This is a genomic window from Luteococcus japonicus (assembly GCF_003752415.1).
Classification (GTDB): domain Bacteria; phylum Actinomycetota; class Actinomycetes; order Propionibacteriales; family Propionibacteriaceae; genus Luteococcus; species Luteococcus japonicus.
In genome coordinates this window covers 3090589-3103449 of the sequence record NZ_RKHG01000001.1, presented here as the reverse complement: position 1 = coordinate 3103449, position 12861 = coordinate 3090589, and the positions used below count along the sequence as shown (strand labels likewise).

Sequence of the window (12861 nt, the reverse complement as noted above, 5' to 3'; positions counted from 1 at the left end):
GTGCACCGCCCGTCGGCGACCGAACGTGATGCTGCGGGTCAGACCAGACCCATCGCGATCATCGCGTCGGCAACCTTGACGAAGCCGGCGATGTTGGCGCCCAGGACGTAGTCGCCGGGGGCGCCGTACTCCTCGGCGGTATGGACGCAGTCGTCGTGGATGTTCTCCATGATGCTGGCCAGACGCTCCTCGGTGTACTCGAAGCTCCAGGAGTCACGCGAGGCGTTCTGCTGCATCTCCAGCGCGGAGGTGGCCACGCCACCGGCATTGGCCGCCTTGCCAGGGGCGTAGGCGACGCCGGCACCGCGGAAGATCTCGATGCCCTCGGGGGTGGTGGGCATGTTGGCGCCCTCGGCCACCACCTTGACACCGTTCTTCACCAGTTCCTTGGCGGACTCGACGGGGAGCTCGTTCTGGGTGGCGCAGGGCAGCGCGACGTCGGTGGGGATGTCCCAGACGGAACCCTCGGTGCGCAGCTCGGCGCCGGAACGACGCGAGACGTAGTCCGCGGCGCGCCCGCGCTCCACCTCCTTGACCTGCTTGAGCAGCTCGAGGTCGATGCCGGCCGGGTCGTAGACATAGCCCGAGGAGTCGCTGAAGGAGTGCACCAGGGCACCCAGCTGCTGGGCCTTCTCGATGGCGTAGATGGCCACATTGCCGCCACCCGAGACGGAGACACGCTGGCCGTCGAAGCTGGCGCCCTTGCTCTCCATCATCCGGTTGGCGAACAGCACGGTGCCGTAGCCGGTTGCCTCGGTGCGCACCAGGGAACCACCCCAGGTGAGGCCCTTGCCGGTGAGCACGCCCGCCTCGTAGCGGTTGGTGATGCGCTTGTACTGGCCGAACAGGTAGCCGATCTCGCGGCCGCCGACGCCGATGTCACCGGCGGGCACGTCGGTGTACTCGCCCAGGTGGCGGTACAGCTCGGTCATGAAGGACTGGCAGAAGCGCATCACCTCGGCATCGGACTTGCCGCGCGGGTCGAAGTCAGAGCCGCCCTTGCCGCCACCGATGGGCATGCCGGTCAGCGAGTTCTTGAAGACCTGCTCGAAGCCCAGGAACTTGATGATGCCCAGGTAGACGCTGGGGTGGAAGCGCAGGCCGCCCTTGTACGGGCCGAGGGCCGAGTTGTACTCGACGCGGAAACCGCGGTTGATCTGCACCTTGCCCTTGTCGTCCATCCACGGCACGCGGAAGATGATCTGGCGCTCCGGCTCGCACATGCGCTCGAGCACATTGGCCTCGGTGTACTGCGGGTTGCGCTTGAGGACGGGGCTCAGACTGTCGAGCACCTCCTTGACGGCCTGGTGGAATTCCACCTCACCGGGATTGCGCTTGACGACGGTTTCGTAGACGAGGTCCAGATCAGCCACGGGGTTCTCCTTGTTCTGGGCACAGCTGGGGAGCCGTGCCTGTACGGGTTTGGGCTGGGCAGCACGACGCCACATGGGGTGGGCGACGCGCTGGTGCAGGCCGCGTGAAGTTGACGTCGACCTCCGCGAGCACATTACAGAGCGTCCGAGGTCCGAGCCCAATCGCCCACCATGTGGCCCGGTCAGTCCGCCGGGTCGTCGTCGGCGTAGACGGCGGGGTTGCGCCGCAGGTTCACGATGGCCAGCACGAGCCCTCCCCAGACCAGGGTCAGGGAGAGGATGAGCATCAGCAGGGCGGTGGCAGTCATCGGGAGGCCTCCTGGACTTCGCGGGGATCGATGTGGTGGTGGTAGGGCCTGGGCTCGACGCCCTCCAGCCGCGCGGGCACGAAGTGGTCGACGCTGGTGCGCCATGGCAGCAGCGAGAGCAGTACGGACCCGATGACCAGCAGCGCGAGCGCGCCCCAGCCGAAGGCCAGCACGAACCACGACGGGTAGTCGCCGTAGCCGTTCTGGACCAGGTCCACCAGGGCGAAGACCAGCATCACGGTGAGCATGATCGGCGTGATGTATCCGGCGAAGAGGCGCCACCAGCCGCGCAACGGCTTGGCCGAGTGCTCGCTGAGGTGGTGGTGCAGTTCCGGCAGGCGTCGCACGACGAAGGTGAGCAGGAAGACCGTCAGGATGGCGGAGCTCACGATGCCGATGTTGTTCACGAAGTTGTCGACGACGTCGAGCATGTTGAGCCCGTTCGACGTGCTGTAGAGCCCGATGGACAGCGCGGCCGAGACCAGGCCGACCACCACGGAGCTGGCGCGCACGCCCATCCCGAACTTCTCCTGAACCGCCGCGGTGACCACCTGGATCAGCGAGACCAGCGACGTGATGCCGGCCAGCGACAGCGAACCGAAGAAGAGCATCCCGAAGAAGTGGCCACCGGGCATCATCGAGATCACCTGGGGGAAGGTCACGAAGCTGAGGATCGGGCCGGTGATCCCCTCCAGCTCGGAGACGGCAATCCCCTGCTTGGAGGCCATGTAGCCCAGCGTCGAGAAGACGCCGATTCCGGCCAGGATCTCGAAGGAGGAGTTGGAGAAGGCGACGACGAAGCTGGTGGGAGCCAGGTTGGCGCGTCGCGGGAGGTAGGAGGCGTAGGTGATCATGATGCCGAACATGACCGAGAGGGAGAAGAAGATCTGGGCATAGGCCTGGATCCACACGTGCGGGTCCGCGAGGGCTTCCCAGTCCGGGGTGAAGAAGGAGTTGAGTCCGTCGACGGCACCCGGCAGGGTGACGGCGCGCACCACCATGCCGACGAACATCACGACCAGCAACGGCAGGAAGACCTTGTTGAGCCGCTCCAGGCCACCGGAGACACCCATCGCCATGATCAGGGTGACGAAGAGCCAGACCAGGACCAGCGGCCACATCACGCCCGGCACCACGTCACCGGTGACGTGCGCCTGGGTCGAGGGCAGCAGGTGCAGGAAGTCCTTGGTGAAGAAGCCGGCCGGGTCATCGCCCCAGGCACGGTTGAGCGAGTAGCCCATGTAGCGCACGGACCAGGCCACGATCACGGCGTAGTAGGTGATGATCAGGAAGCACAGGCCCACCTGGAACCAGCCCAGCGGCTCGAACTTCGGGTGGATGCGACGAAAGATCGCCGGCGCCGAGCCGCGGTAGCGGTGGCCCAGGGCCCAGTCGAAGAGCAGGTAGACCACACCGGCGGTGAGCAGGGCCACCAGGTAGGGGATCAGGAAGGCGCCGCCACCATTGGTGTAGGCGACGCCCGGGAAGCGCCAGATGTTGCCCAGGCCGATGGCGGAGCCGACGGCGGCGAGGATGAAGCCCATCTGGGACTGCCACTGCTCCCGGGGTTGGGCCGCCCCGGAGGGCGGTGCTGGGGTGGGGGTCGTTGAGGCCACGGCGAGTCTCTCCTGAGTAGGACGGGCACCGCGACGTCGCGGTGCGAACTGCGCCATACTGAATCACTGTCCAGCACTCGGCAACCAGCGTCCCACATCGCGGACGTCCTGCTCGGCCCGGACCGGCCCCCAGCCCTACTTCAGCGTGGCGGCCAGCTGTCCGCAGGCCCCGTCGATCTCCTGCCCTCGCGTGTCACGGACGGTGACCGGAATGCCCCAGTTCTCCAGAGTCTTGACGAAGGCCTGCTCATCGGACTTTCGTGAGGCCGTCCACTTGGACCCGGGCGTCGGATTCAGCGGGATCAGGTTCACGTGCACCCAACCCCAGTCACCACGGGCCTTGAGGCGCTTGGCCAACAGGGCCGCACGCTCCGGCTGGTCGTTGATGTCCTTGATCATGATGTACTCGATGCTGACTCGGCGCTTCGTCGTCTTCGCGTAGTCCCACGCGGCATCCAGCACCTCGTCGACCTTGTAGCGGGTGTTGATCGGCACCAGCTCGTCGCGCAGCTCGTCGTCCGGGGCGTGCAGGCTGATGGCCAGCGTGATGGGCAGTCCCTCGGCCGTCAGCTGCTCGATCCGCGGCACGAGACCGACCGTGGAGACGGTGATCCCGCGCTTGCTCATCCCCAGGCCGTCGGGTGTTGGATCGCTGATGGCGCGCACGGCGCCCATCACGGCCTTGTAGTTGGCCAGCGGTTCGCCCATCCCCATGAAGACGATGTTGTTGACCTGTCCCGCTCCCCCGGGCAACTCGCCGGAGGAGAGCACCTGCTCGGCCTTCATCACCTGGGCGACGATCTCGCCGGTGGACATGTTGCGCTGCAGGCCGCCCTGACCGGTGGCGCAGAAGGGGCAGGCCATGCCGCAGCCGGCCTGCGAGCTGATGCACAGGGTGGAGCGAACGTGGCTCTGCTGGTCCTCGGGGAGACCGCGCTTGACGCCGTAGCGCATCAGGACGGACTCCACGAGGGAGCCGTCGTGCAGCCGCCACAAGGTCTTGACGGTGGTGTCACCATCACAGCGCTGCTCACTCATCGGAGTGACGAGCTCGGGGAAGAAGCGTTCGGCAACCTGCTCGCGAGCAGCCTTGGGCAGGTCGCTCCACGTGGTCGGGTCGGTCTCGAAACGCTCGAAGAAGTGCTTGGAGATCTGCTGGGCCCTGAAGGCCGGCAGGCCCAGGTCCTTCACCGCCTGGACGCGCTCCTCGGTGGACAGATCGATCCAGTGCTTGGCTGGCTTTCCCCGCCGCGGGGCGGCAAAGACCAGCGGAAGCTCCCTGCCCGGATCGGCCAGGGGTTCCGCGGGCAGGACCAGCGGCTTGGTGGACGCGTGATTGCGGCCGTCGGGTGCGCTCACAGTGCCGGCACCATCACGAACATGGCGAACCACGCCACCGGGGCTGCCACAAGCAGCGAATCGAGCCGATCCATCACGCCTCCGTGTCCGGGCAGGAAGGAACTCATGTCCTTGATGCCAACGTCTCTCTTGATCATGGATTCCACCAGGTCTCCGGCGGTGCCGAAGGCCACCAACAACAGGCCGAGCAGTGACCCGACGAACCATGGGGCGTGCAGCAGCCAGACGGTGCAGACGGCCCCCAGGGCCATCCCAGCGGTCAGCGAACCGACGAATCCCTCCCAGGTCTTCTTGGGGCTCACCCGTGGTGCCATCGGATGCTTGCCGAAGAGCACGCCCGCGATGTAGCCCCCGGTGTCGGAGGCGATCACGCACACCAGGAAGGTGATGATCCGCTGCCGGCCGTCATCATCGGCCAACATCAGCGCGACGGTGGAACCCAGCAGCGGGATGTAGGCAAGCGTGAACAGGCTGGCCGAGGCATCGCGCACGAAGCCCTCGGCTCCCCTGGGCAGCCGCATCACCAGGCAGGCCAGGGTGGTCAGGGCGAGCAGTCCGATGATCAACGTGTTGGACGGCATGTCGTGCGCAGGATGCTGGCCCGCGTAGTACGAACCCAGCACCGTTGTGGCAGTTCCCAGCACGATCGGCACGATCTCGGTGCGAGCACCCACCCTCGCGAAGGCGTGGTGGAGTTCGACGGCCCCCAGCCCAAGAGCCAACGCGACCAGCAGGATGAAGCCCCAGTTCCACCAGGCCAGGGTTGCCACGACAGCACCGAACAACCCCACGCCCACCGCGATGGCCGCCGGCAGGTTACGCCCTGCGCGTGACGGCTTCGGTGGTGGGGTGAGGTTGGACGGTGTGATCTTCTCCTGGCTCATGGATTCGGTGCTCAGACCTCGAGCAGCTCGGCTTCCTTGCCCTTGAGGAGGTCGTCGATCTGCTCGACGAACTTCTTGGTGGATGCGTCGAGCCGCTTCTCGGCGCGGGTGGCCTCGTCCTCGCCGATCTCCTTGTCCTTCTCCAGACGCTTGATGGCATCGTTGGCGTGACGGCGCACATTGCGCACGGCGACGCGGCCCTCCTCAGCCTTGTGCTTGGCCATCTTGATGTACTCCTTGCGACGGTCCTCGGTCAGGGCCGGCAGGATGCAGCGGATCATGTTGCCGTCATTCGACGGGTTCACGCCCAGGTCCGAGTCACGAATGGCCTTCTCGATCGCATTCATCGCCGAACGGTCGAAGGGCGCGATCAGGATCGTGCGGGCCTCCGGCACCTGGAAGGTGGCCAGCTGCTGCAGCGGGGTCGGGGAACCGTAGTAGTCGGCCTGGATCTTGTTGAACATGGCCGGGTGTGCACGACCGGTACGGATGCCGGCGAACTCCTCGCGGGCGAAGTCGACGGCGGAGCCCATCTTCTTCTCGGCGTCCTTGATGATGTCGGTGATCACGGTTTTTCCTTCGAGGGTTGGAAATGTCGGGTTGATGCTGTGGCTTGCGGTACCGGCTCAGCGATGGATGGTGGTGCCGATCATCTCGCCACTGGCCGCCTTGGCGATGTTGCCCTCGACGGTCAGGTTGAAGAAGACCATCTTCAGGTCATTGTCCCGGGCCAGCGAGATGGCGGCGGCATCGGCCACCTTCAGGTCCTTGGCCAGATATTCGTCGTAGCTCAGCTCGTCGAACATGATGGCGGAGGGATTGGACTTGGGGTCCGAGTCGAAGACGCCGTCGACACCCTGCTTGCCCATCAGCAGCGCCTCGCAGCCGATCTCCAGCGCGCGCTGGGCGGAGACGGTGTCGGTGGAGAAGTAGGGCATGCCTGCGCCGGCGCCGAAGATCACGACGCGCCCCTTCTCAAGGTGGCGCACCGCCCGACGGGGGATGTAGGGCTCTGCCACCTGGGTCATGGTGATGGCGCTCTGGACGCGGGTCGGGACGCCTGCCTTCTCGCAGAAGTCCTGCAGCGCGATCGCATTCATCACGGTGCCGAGCATGCCCATGTAGTCGGCGCGCTCGCGCTCCATGCCGTTCTGGCTCAGTTCCGCGCCTCGGAAGAAGTTGCCACCGCCGACGACGATGGCCACCTGCACGCCACTGTTGGCCACGGCTGCCACCTGCTGGGCGATGTTGCTGACGACCGCCGGATCCACACCGATCTTGCCACCGCCGAAGACCTCACCGGACAGCTTCAGCAGCACTCGCTTGTAGGGCTTGCTCATCACATTCTCCTTCACAGAACCGTGCCGTACGCATGCCCGACGCCTGGCCGGGCGGCCCAGATCCCCCTGTGGGCCTGCGGCAGTTGCCACGCCGAGGCGCGACTGCCCGCCACTCTACTGAACTTTGGTGCTTTCGTCGGATCGGGGCCCCGCGCGAGCGCGGGACATGACGATGGGGAGGGCCCCGAAGGAACCCTCCCCATCATGTGTCGGTGGCCACCGTGGTGGTCACCGGGCGCTCAGGCGCCGGCCGACAGGCGCGCGAAGCGGGTCACGACCACACCAGCGGCGTCCAGCAGCTGGCCGACGGTCTTCTTGTCGTCGCTGACGGCGGGCTGCTCGACCAGGCAGACGTCCTTGTAGAAGCCACCCAGACGGCCCTCGACGATGCGGTCGAGGATCTTCTCGGGCTTGCCCTCCTCCAGCGCGGTCTCCTTGGCGATGCGGGCCTCCTTCTCGACCAGCTCGGCGGGGACATCCTCGCGCTTGACGAACTGGGGCTGCATCGAGGCGATCTGCAGGGCCACCGAGTGCACCAGGGCCTCGTCCTCACCCGTGTACTCGACGAGCACGCCGACCTGCGGAGGCAGGTCCTGCGAACGACGGTGCAGGTAGGTGTGGGTGTTGCCCTCGTAGCTCACGGCGTCCTTGAGCTCGAGCTTCTCACCAATCTTGGTGGCCAGGGCCTCGATGGCGCTCTGGACGGTGCCGTCCTCGAGCGCAACCGCGTTGGCGGCCTCGACGCCATTGGCGCCAGCGGCGGCCACGGCAGCGACGACCTTGTCGGCAAGGGCGATGAACTCACCGTTCTTGGCGACGAAGTCGGTTTCGGAGCCCAGCTGGATCAGGCTCTTGCCCGAGGCAGCGACGATGCCATTGCTGGCCTCGCGGTCCGAGCGCTTGGCCATCTTGGCCTGGCCGGTGACGCGCAGGATCTCGACGGCGCGCTCGAAGTCACCCTCGGCCTCGGTCAGGGCCTTCTTGGCGTCCATCATTCCGGCGCCGGTGGCGTCGCGGAGCTTCTTCACATCGGCAGCAGTGATTGCCATGTCAGTTTCCGTTTCTTGGAAGTGTTTCGGGACGGATCAGTTGGCGTCGGCGACGGGAGCCTCGGCAGCCGGGGTCTCGGCCTCGACAACCTCAGCCGGAGCCTCGGTGGCGGGAGTCTCGACTGCCTCGACAACCTCAGCCGGAGCCTCGGTGGCAGCAGCCTCGTCCGCCGGGGCCTCCGCGGCGGGAGCCTCGGCCTTGTCGCCGGCCAGCAGCTCCTTCTCCCAGTCGGCCATCGGCTCGGCGGCCGGGGCGTCGGTGGAGGCATTGCCACCGGAGCGCTGCAGCAGGCCATCGGCGGCGGCGTCGGCGATGATGCGCGTCAGCAGCGAGACCGAACGAATGGCGTCGTCATTGCCCGGGATCGGGAAGTCGACCTCGTCGGGATCGCAGTTGGTGTCGAGGATGGCGACGATCGGGATGTGCAGCTTGCGCGCCTCGTCGATGGCGAGGTGCTCCTTCTTGGTGTCGACGATCCACACGGCCTGCGGGGCGCGGGCCATGTCACGGATGCCGCCGAGGGTCTTCGCCAGCTTGTCCTTCTCACGCTTCAGGCCCAGGAGCTCCTTCTTGGTGAGGCCGGAGGCAGCCACATTGTCGAAGTCCATGACCTCGAGCTCCTTGAGGCGCTGCACGCGCTTGATGACCGTCTGGTAGTTGGTCAGCATGCCGCCGAGCCAGCGCTGGTTCACGTAGGGCATGCCCACTCGGGTGGCCTGCTCGGCGATGGTCTCCTGCGCCTGCTTCTTGGTGCCGACGAACAGGATCTGGCCGCCGCGGGCCACGGTCTGGCTCACGAAGGCGTAGGCCTTGTCGATGTAGGTCAGCGACTGCTGCAGGTCGATGATGTAGATGCCATTGCGCTCGGTGAAGATGAAGCGCTTCATCTTGGGGTTCCAGCGGCGGGTCTGGTGTCCGAAGTGGACACCGCTCTCGAGCAGCTGGCGAGTGGTGACGACGGCCATGGCCGGTCCTTTCATTCGTGGACGCACAGCGTCCACACGGTTCCAAAGAGGCAGCAAACTCTTCACTGCCCACCTGATGCACCGTCGGGGCCCCGCCCGGCCGTGGCCGGGACCGCAGGAGACCCAACCCCGAAGGTTCGGGTTTGGCGCATGCGAAGTCAGCTCGAATCGGTTCGAGCTGCGCAGGCAGTCTACGGTGCATCCGCCCCGTGGGACAAACCCGGGAGGGGGTATCGGACCCGCCGCGGCCGCGGCCGGACTTTTCCACAGATTCCCGTAGCCGAGGAATTGTCCACAGGCGGGCTCGGGCCTGGAAATCCCGGAGGGGTCGACGCACACACTGCAGACATGCCCCGCCTGTTCCCTGTCCTGCTGGCGATCCTCACCTGGATGCTGCCCTCCCCCGCCACAGCCGCCGATCCCGCTCCCCCACCAGACCTGCTCCGGCCGGTCGGCGGCGCCCTGGTCCGCCCCTTCGACGCACCCCGGCAGCGCTGGTCCGCGGGCCACCGAGGCGCGGACCTGTCCGCACGGCCCGGAGAGGCGGTCCTGGCATCGGCCGACGGCGTGGTGGCCTTCGTGGGGCGAGTGGTGGACCGAGAGGTCGTCTCGATCAGCCATGCCGGCGGCTACAGAACCACGCACGAGCCGGTCAGGGCTGTGGTCCGGGTGGGTCAACGCGTGCGTGCCGGTGACCTGATCGGCCATCTGATGGCGGGCGACGAGTGTCCGAGCGGTTGTCTGCACTGGGGCCTCAAGCGTGGCGATGACTACCTTGACCCGATGTCCTGGTTGGTCGCCACCGGCATTCGTCTGCTGCCCGAAGGTCTTGAGCTGCCGCCTCCGCCGCCGGCGGCGACCGGCGGTCTGCTGCGTGAACTGGAAGCCACCGACCTGCCGGCTTCCTCGTACGGGCTCGTGCGCCCCTCTTCCGGCCCGGTGACCTCACGCTTCGGCCCGCGCTTCCACCCCGTGCTGCACGTCTGGAAACTGCACGACGGCCTGGACTTCGGCGCACCCTGCGGGGCGCCGGTCCGCTCGGCCGCGGCAGGCCGGGTGGTGCTTGTCGAGGCCAACATTGCCTACGGGAACCGGGTGGTCGTGGAACACGGGAGTGTGGGTGGACGCCGGCTGCGCACCTCCTACAACCACCTGTCGAGCATCGGGGTGGGCCTGGGCCAGGCCGTCTGGCAGGGGGCGAGCGTGGGCAGGGTGGGCACCACCGGCTATTCCACCGGCTGCCACCTGCACTTCATGGTCTGGGCCGACGGCCAGGTCTCCAATCCCGCGGGGTGGGTGTCGTGACCGCAGGCGAAGGGTCAGGCCCTGGGGTGGGCCTGCTGGAAGGCGGCTCGCAGCCGCTCGTTGCTGACATGGGTGTAGATCTGGGTGGTGGCCAGCGAGGCGTGCCCCAGCATCTCCTGCACGGAGCGCAGGTCCGCTCCCCCCTCGAGCAGGTGGGTGGCCATCGCGTGGCGCAGTCCGTGCGGACCCAGGTCCGGCGCCTGCGGCACTGCCTCCAGCGCCTGGTGCACCACGCGTCGCACCACCCGCGGGTCGATCCTGGCACCACGCGCCCCGAGGAAGACGGCATTGGTGGTGCCGGCCATCACCTCGCCACGGAGCCCGAGCCAGCCGGACAGAGCCTGCAGGGCGGGCGCCCCCAGGGGAACGGTGCGCTCCTTGTTCCCCTTGCCGAGCACTCGCAGCGCCCCTCGCTGGTGGTCCACGTCGGCCAGATCGAGGCCACACAGCTCGGAGACGCGGATCCCACTGCCGTAGAGCACCTCCAGGATGGCGACGTCGCGCACCCCCAGGGGTCCGTCGGTTTCGGCGGCACGCTCGGCGGCGGCCCGGAAGAGTTCATCCATGTCGTCCTGCGCGAGGTCCGGTGGCAGCCGACGCGGCACCCGGGGAGACTTCAGCGTCAACGCCGGGTCATGCTCCACCAGGGACTCCCGTCGTGCCCAGGCGAAGAAGACCCGGGCGACACCGCTGCGCCGCTGGAGGGTGGCGGGGCTGGCGCTGCCCGACTGCATCGCGGCGAGCCAGCCGCGCAGGTCCCGCAACCGCACGTCGTCGAGGCACGTGGTCCCCCGGGACACCAGATGGCGCATCATGGCCTCCATGTCCCCCCGATAGGCGCGCACCGTGTGCTCAGAACTGCCCCGGTCCAAGCGCAACCACTGGGTGAACTCCTGCAGCACCCCGGCCAATGGCACCGGAAGTTCCGTCGGCACCTCGGCGGTGTCGACGGATGACTCGACGCGATCGGATGACATGGTGCGAGTCTAGATTTCGATCCCCCGGCGGCTCGTGACGGCGCGCGCAATGCGGGGCCGAGCGCGGCGGCGCGGTAGGTTGTGCTGCGAAGATTTCGCATCACCAGGAGGGCAGGACCATGGGCGCAACGACTCTCGACGAGCTGATGACCGGCGGGACGGTGCGTCGCGTGACCCGCTGGGGTGAGCCGGTGCTGCACACCCCCACTCGTCCGGTGACGGAGTTCAATGACGAACTGCACGAGCTGATCCGGGACATGTTCGCCACCATGGAGAAGGCGCAGGGCGTCGGTCTGGCTGCCACCCAGGTGGGCGTCGACCTCGCCCTGTTCATCTACGACTGCCCCGACGAGGACTACAAGCGCCACGTGGGCGTCTTCTGCAATCCGGTGGTCACCCTGCCCACGGGCAGGGCACGCAACCTGGACTCCACCGACGAGGGCTGCCTCAGCTGGCCCGGTGGTTACCAGTCGCTGGCCCGCCCTGACACGGCGACCTGCACGGGACAGGATGCCTTCGGCAACCCCATCACCGTCACCGGGTCCGGCCTGCTGGCGCGCTGCCTGCAGCACGAGACAGACCATCTGGGCGGCATGGTCTTCGGTGACCGGTTGAGCGCGCGTTCACGTCGCAAGCTCGACGAGCAGGTGGCACAGCTTGCCCACCTCTACCCCGAGGACTGGCCCATCACGCCGAAGGGCCGCCGGGACGACGCGAACTGATGCACGCCACCCAGACCCCCTACGCGCAGAACCCGCTGCGCGCGCTGCTCCTGTTGGCCTGCCGCACCGTCCTGGGCGTGGTCTTCATCGCCCACGGCTGGAGCAAGTTCACTGACCCCACCATCCAGGCCACCATCAAGCAGTTCGCGGCCTGGAAGATCCCCTTCCCGGACATCACCGCACCACTGGTCGGTGCCCTGGAGGTGCTGGGCGGTGCCTGCCTGGTGCTCGGCGCCTACACCTGGGTGGTGTGCGTGCTGCTCAGTCTGGAGATGGCCGGCGCCATCTGGTTCATCCACCGCCACAATGGACTTCTGGTGGGCCGGGGTGGCTGGGAATACTGCGCCAGCCTGATTGCGGGGCTGATCAGCCTGTCGATCGCCTCGGCCGGCCAGTTCAGCTACGACGCCTGGGCCAATGGCCCAGAGGAACCCTCGGGCCGCAGCCGCAGCCGTCGCCGCTGACTCAGCGGCCCGTCACCAGCCGCCAGATCCGCGATGCGAGTGGCCTTCAGCTCCCTGCGCAGCTGGCGGCGCGCCTTCCACGGGGTGCCGTAGAAGTCCAGCCAGAAGTCGTAGCGGGCGTCGACCCATTCACTGCGAATGTTCATTTCTCCTCCTTGACGATGACCTCGACGGCGGCCGCGAGCCCACGCCAGGAGTCCAGCAGCCGCTGGTACTCCGCACGTCCCGCGGGGGTGGTGGTGTAGTACTTGCGCGCAGGCCCGGAGGCCGACGGTCGCAGCTCCGAGGCGAGCATCCCCGCCTTCTCGAGCCGGGTGAGCGCTGGGTAGACCGTGGCCTCCCCCAGATCGTCGAAGCCGGCCTCCCGGAGCCTGGTCACCACGGCGTAGCCGTAGTCCGTCCTGCGGTCGAGCAGGAGCAGGAGCAGGGGCGCGAGCACCCCCTTCAGCATCTGCGGATCGTGCTCCATGGCTAAATGCTGATGTCAGGTACTAGTCA

At 67.3% G+C, this 12861-nt stretch carries 15 protein-coding genes; 3 read left to right on the top strand and 12 right to left on the bottom strand.

Annotated elements, in window-relative coordinates; genetic code table 11:
• Nucleotides 1-38: 38 nt before the first annotated feature.
• The 9 genes from gdhA to rpsB all read right to left on the bottom strand — a co-directional run bounded on the left by gdhA (nucleotide 39) and on the right by rpsB (nucleotide 8895).
• Nucleotides 39-1373 carry an NADP-specific glutamate dehydrogenase gene (gene gdhA / locus EDD41_RS14770; RefSeq protein ID WP_245995667.1) on the bottom strand — a complete coding sequence of 445 codons (1335 nt, stop codon included), beginning with the start codon at nucleotides 1371-1373 and terminating at the stop codon, nucleotides 39-41.
• A 182-nt stretch (nucleotides 1374-1555) separates the two neighbouring features.
• A complete protein-coding gene (locus EDD41_RS16955; RefSeq protein ID WP_170165401.1) occupies nucleotides 1556-1681 on the bottom strand; it encodes a methionine/alanine import family NSS transporter small subunit in 126 nt (41 codons plus the stop codon).
• On the bottom strand, nucleotides 1678-3297 hold the full coding sequence (locus EDD41_RS14760) for a sodium-dependent transporter (protein WP_211336670.1): 1620 nt from the start codon (nucleotides 3295-3297) through the stop codon (nucleotides 1678-1680). Before EDD41_RS14760 ends, EDD41_RS16955 begins: the two co-directional genes overlap by 4 nt.
• A 135-nt stretch (nucleotides 3298-3432) precedes the next feature.
• Complete coding sequence (gene rlmN, locus EDD41_RS14755; protein ID WP_211336669.1) at nucleotides 3433-4656, bottom strand: dual-specificity RNA methyltransferase RlmN; 1224 nt, start codon at nucleotides 4654-4656, stop codon at nucleotides 3433-3435.
• On the bottom strand, nucleotides 4653-5540 hold the full coding sequence (locus EDD41_RS14750) for a phosphatidate cytidylyltransferase (protein ID WP_123576423.1): 888 nt from the start codon (nucleotides 5538-5540) through the stop codon (nucleotides 4653-4655). The genes rlmN and EDD41_RS14750 overlap by 4 nt, the downstream gene beginning before the upstream one ends.
• Nucleotides 5541-5551: 11 nt before the next feature.
• The gene (gene frr / locus EDD41_RS14745; RefSeq protein WP_123577148.1) at nucleotides 5552-6106 is read right to left on the bottom strand and encodes a ribosome recycling factor; all 555 of its coding nucleotides are present in this window, start codon (nucleotides 6104-6106) and stop codon (nucleotides 5552-5554) included.
• A gap of 60 nt (nucleotides 6107-6166) precedes the next feature.
• Nucleotides 6167-6880: a UMP kinase gene (pyrH, locus tag EDD41_RS14740; protein WP_170165400.1), complete on the bottom strand. Its 714-nt coding sequence runs from the start codon at nucleotides 6878-6880 to the stop codon at nucleotides 6167-6169.
• Nucleotides 6881-7119: 239 nt separating this feature from the next.
• Nucleotides 7120-7929: a translation elongation factor Ts gene (gene tsf, locus EDD41_RS14735; protein ID WP_123576422.1), complete on the bottom strand. Its 810-nt coding sequence runs from the start codon at nucleotides 7927-7929 to the stop codon at nucleotides 7120-7122.
• A gap of 36 nt (nucleotides 7930-7965) precedes the next feature.
• Nucleotides 7966-8895, bottom strand: coding sequence for a 30S ribosomal protein S2 (gene rpsB / locus EDD41_RS14730; RefSeq protein WP_123576421.1), 930 nt, complete (start codon nucleotides 8893-8895; stop codon nucleotides 7966-7968).
• A gap of 348 nt (nucleotides 8896-9243) precedes the next feature.
• Here rpsB and EDD41_RS14725 point away from each other — a divergent pair, with 348 nt between their 5' ends.
• Entirely contained in the window at nucleotides 9244-10200 is a 957-nt protein-coding gene (locus tag EDD41_RS14725; RefSeq protein WP_123576420.1) for a peptidoglycan DD-metalloendopeptidase family protein, read from the top strand.
• Nucleotides 10201-10214: 14 nt separating this feature from the next.
• On the opposite strand, the gene EDD41_RS14720 is transcribed toward EDD41_RS14725, so the two are convergent.
• Nucleotides 10215-11177: a tyrosine recombinase XerC gene (locus tag EDD41_RS14720; RefSeq protein ID WP_123576419.1), complete on the bottom strand. Its 963-nt coding sequence runs from the start codon at nucleotides 11175-11177 to the stop codon at nucleotides 10215-10217.
• A 119-nt stretch (nucleotides 11178-11296) separates the two neighbouring features.
• Between EDD41_RS14720 and def the strand changes: the two genes are divergently transcribed.
• Both def and EDD41_RS14710 read left to right on the top strand, forming a co-directional pair.
• Nucleotides 11297-11899 (top strand): peptide deformylase, encoded by a 603-nt coding sequence (gene def, locus EDD41_RS14715; RefSeq protein WP_094765426.1) that lies wholly within the window; start codon nucleotides 11297-11299, stop codon nucleotides 11897-11899.
• Nucleotides 11899-12363 carry a DoxX family protein gene (locus EDD41_RS14710; RefSeq protein ID WP_123576418.1) on the top strand — a complete coding sequence of 155 codons (465 nt, stop codon included), beginning with the start codon at nucleotides 11899-11901 and terminating at the stop codon, nucleotides 12361-12363. The genes def and EDD41_RS14710 overlap by 1 nt, the downstream gene beginning before the upstream one ends.
• Here EDD41_RS14710 and EDD41_RS14705 read toward each other — a convergent pair.
• Both EDD41_RS14705 and EDD41_RS14700 read right to left on the bottom strand, forming a co-directional pair.
• Nucleotides 12300-12509, bottom strand: coding sequence for a hypothetical protein (locus EDD41_RS14705; RefSeq protein ID WP_123576417.1), 210 nt, complete (start codon nucleotides 12507-12509; stop codon nucleotides 12300-12302). The genes EDD41_RS14710 and EDD41_RS14705 overlap by 64 nt on opposite strands.
• The gene (locus EDD41_RS14700) at nucleotides 12506-12832 is read right to left on the bottom strand and encodes a PadR family transcriptional regulator (protein WP_123576416.1); all 327 of its coding nucleotides are present in this window, start codon (nucleotides 12830-12832) and stop codon (nucleotides 12506-12508) included. The genes EDD41_RS14705 and EDD41_RS14700 overlap by 4 nt, the downstream gene beginning before the upstream one ends.
• Nucleotides 12833-12861 lie beyond the last annotated feature (29 nt).

Excerpts from the sequence above, each read along its gene's own strand:
- pyrH (WP_170165400.1), bottom strand. The coding sequence starts at position 6,880 with ATGAGCAAGCCCTACAAGCGAGTGCTGCTGAAGCTGTCCGGTGAGGTC.
- EDD41_RS14720 (WP_123576419.1), bottom strand. The coding sequence starts at position 11,177 with ATGTCATCCGATCGCGTCGAGTCATCCGTCGACACCGCCGAGGTGCCG.
- EDD41_RS14705 (WP_123576417.1), bottom strand. The coding sequence starts at position 12,509 with ATGAACATTCGCAGTGAATGGGTCGACGCCCGCTACGACTTCTGGCTG.
- EDD41_RS14750 (WP_123576423.1), bottom strand. The coding sequence starts at position 5,540 with ATGAGCCAGGAGAAGATCACACCGTCCAACCTCACCCCACCACCGAAG.
- EDD41_RS14700 (WP_123576416.1), bottom strand. The coding sequence starts at position 12,832 with ATGGAGCACGATCCGCAGATGCTGAAGGGGGTGCTCGCGCCCCTGCTC.
- EDD41_RS16955 (WP_170165401.1), bottom strand. The coding sequence starts at position 1,681 with ATGACTGCCACCGCCCTGCTGATGCTCATCCTCTCCCTGACCCTGGTC.
- EDD41_RS14710 (WP_123576418.1), top strand. The coding sequence starts at position 11,899 with ATGCACGCCACCCAGACCCCCTACGCGCAGAACCCGCTGCGCGCGCTG.
- def (WP_094765426.1), top strand. The coding sequence starts at position 11,297 with ATGGGCGCAACGACTCTCGACGAGCTGATGACCGGCGGGACGGTGCGT.
- rpsB (WP_123576421.1), bottom strand. The coding sequence starts at position 8,895 with ATGGCCGTCGTCACCACTCGCCAGCTGCTCGAGAGCGGTGTCCACTTC.
- EDD41_RS14725 (WP_123576420.1), top strand. The coding sequence starts at position 9,244 with ATGCCCCGCCTGTTCCCTGTCCTGCTGGCGATCCTCACCTGGATGCTG.
- tsf (WP_123576422.1), bottom strand. The coding sequence starts at position 7,929 with ATGGCAATCACTGCTGCCGATGTGAAGAAGCTCCGCGACGCCACCGGC.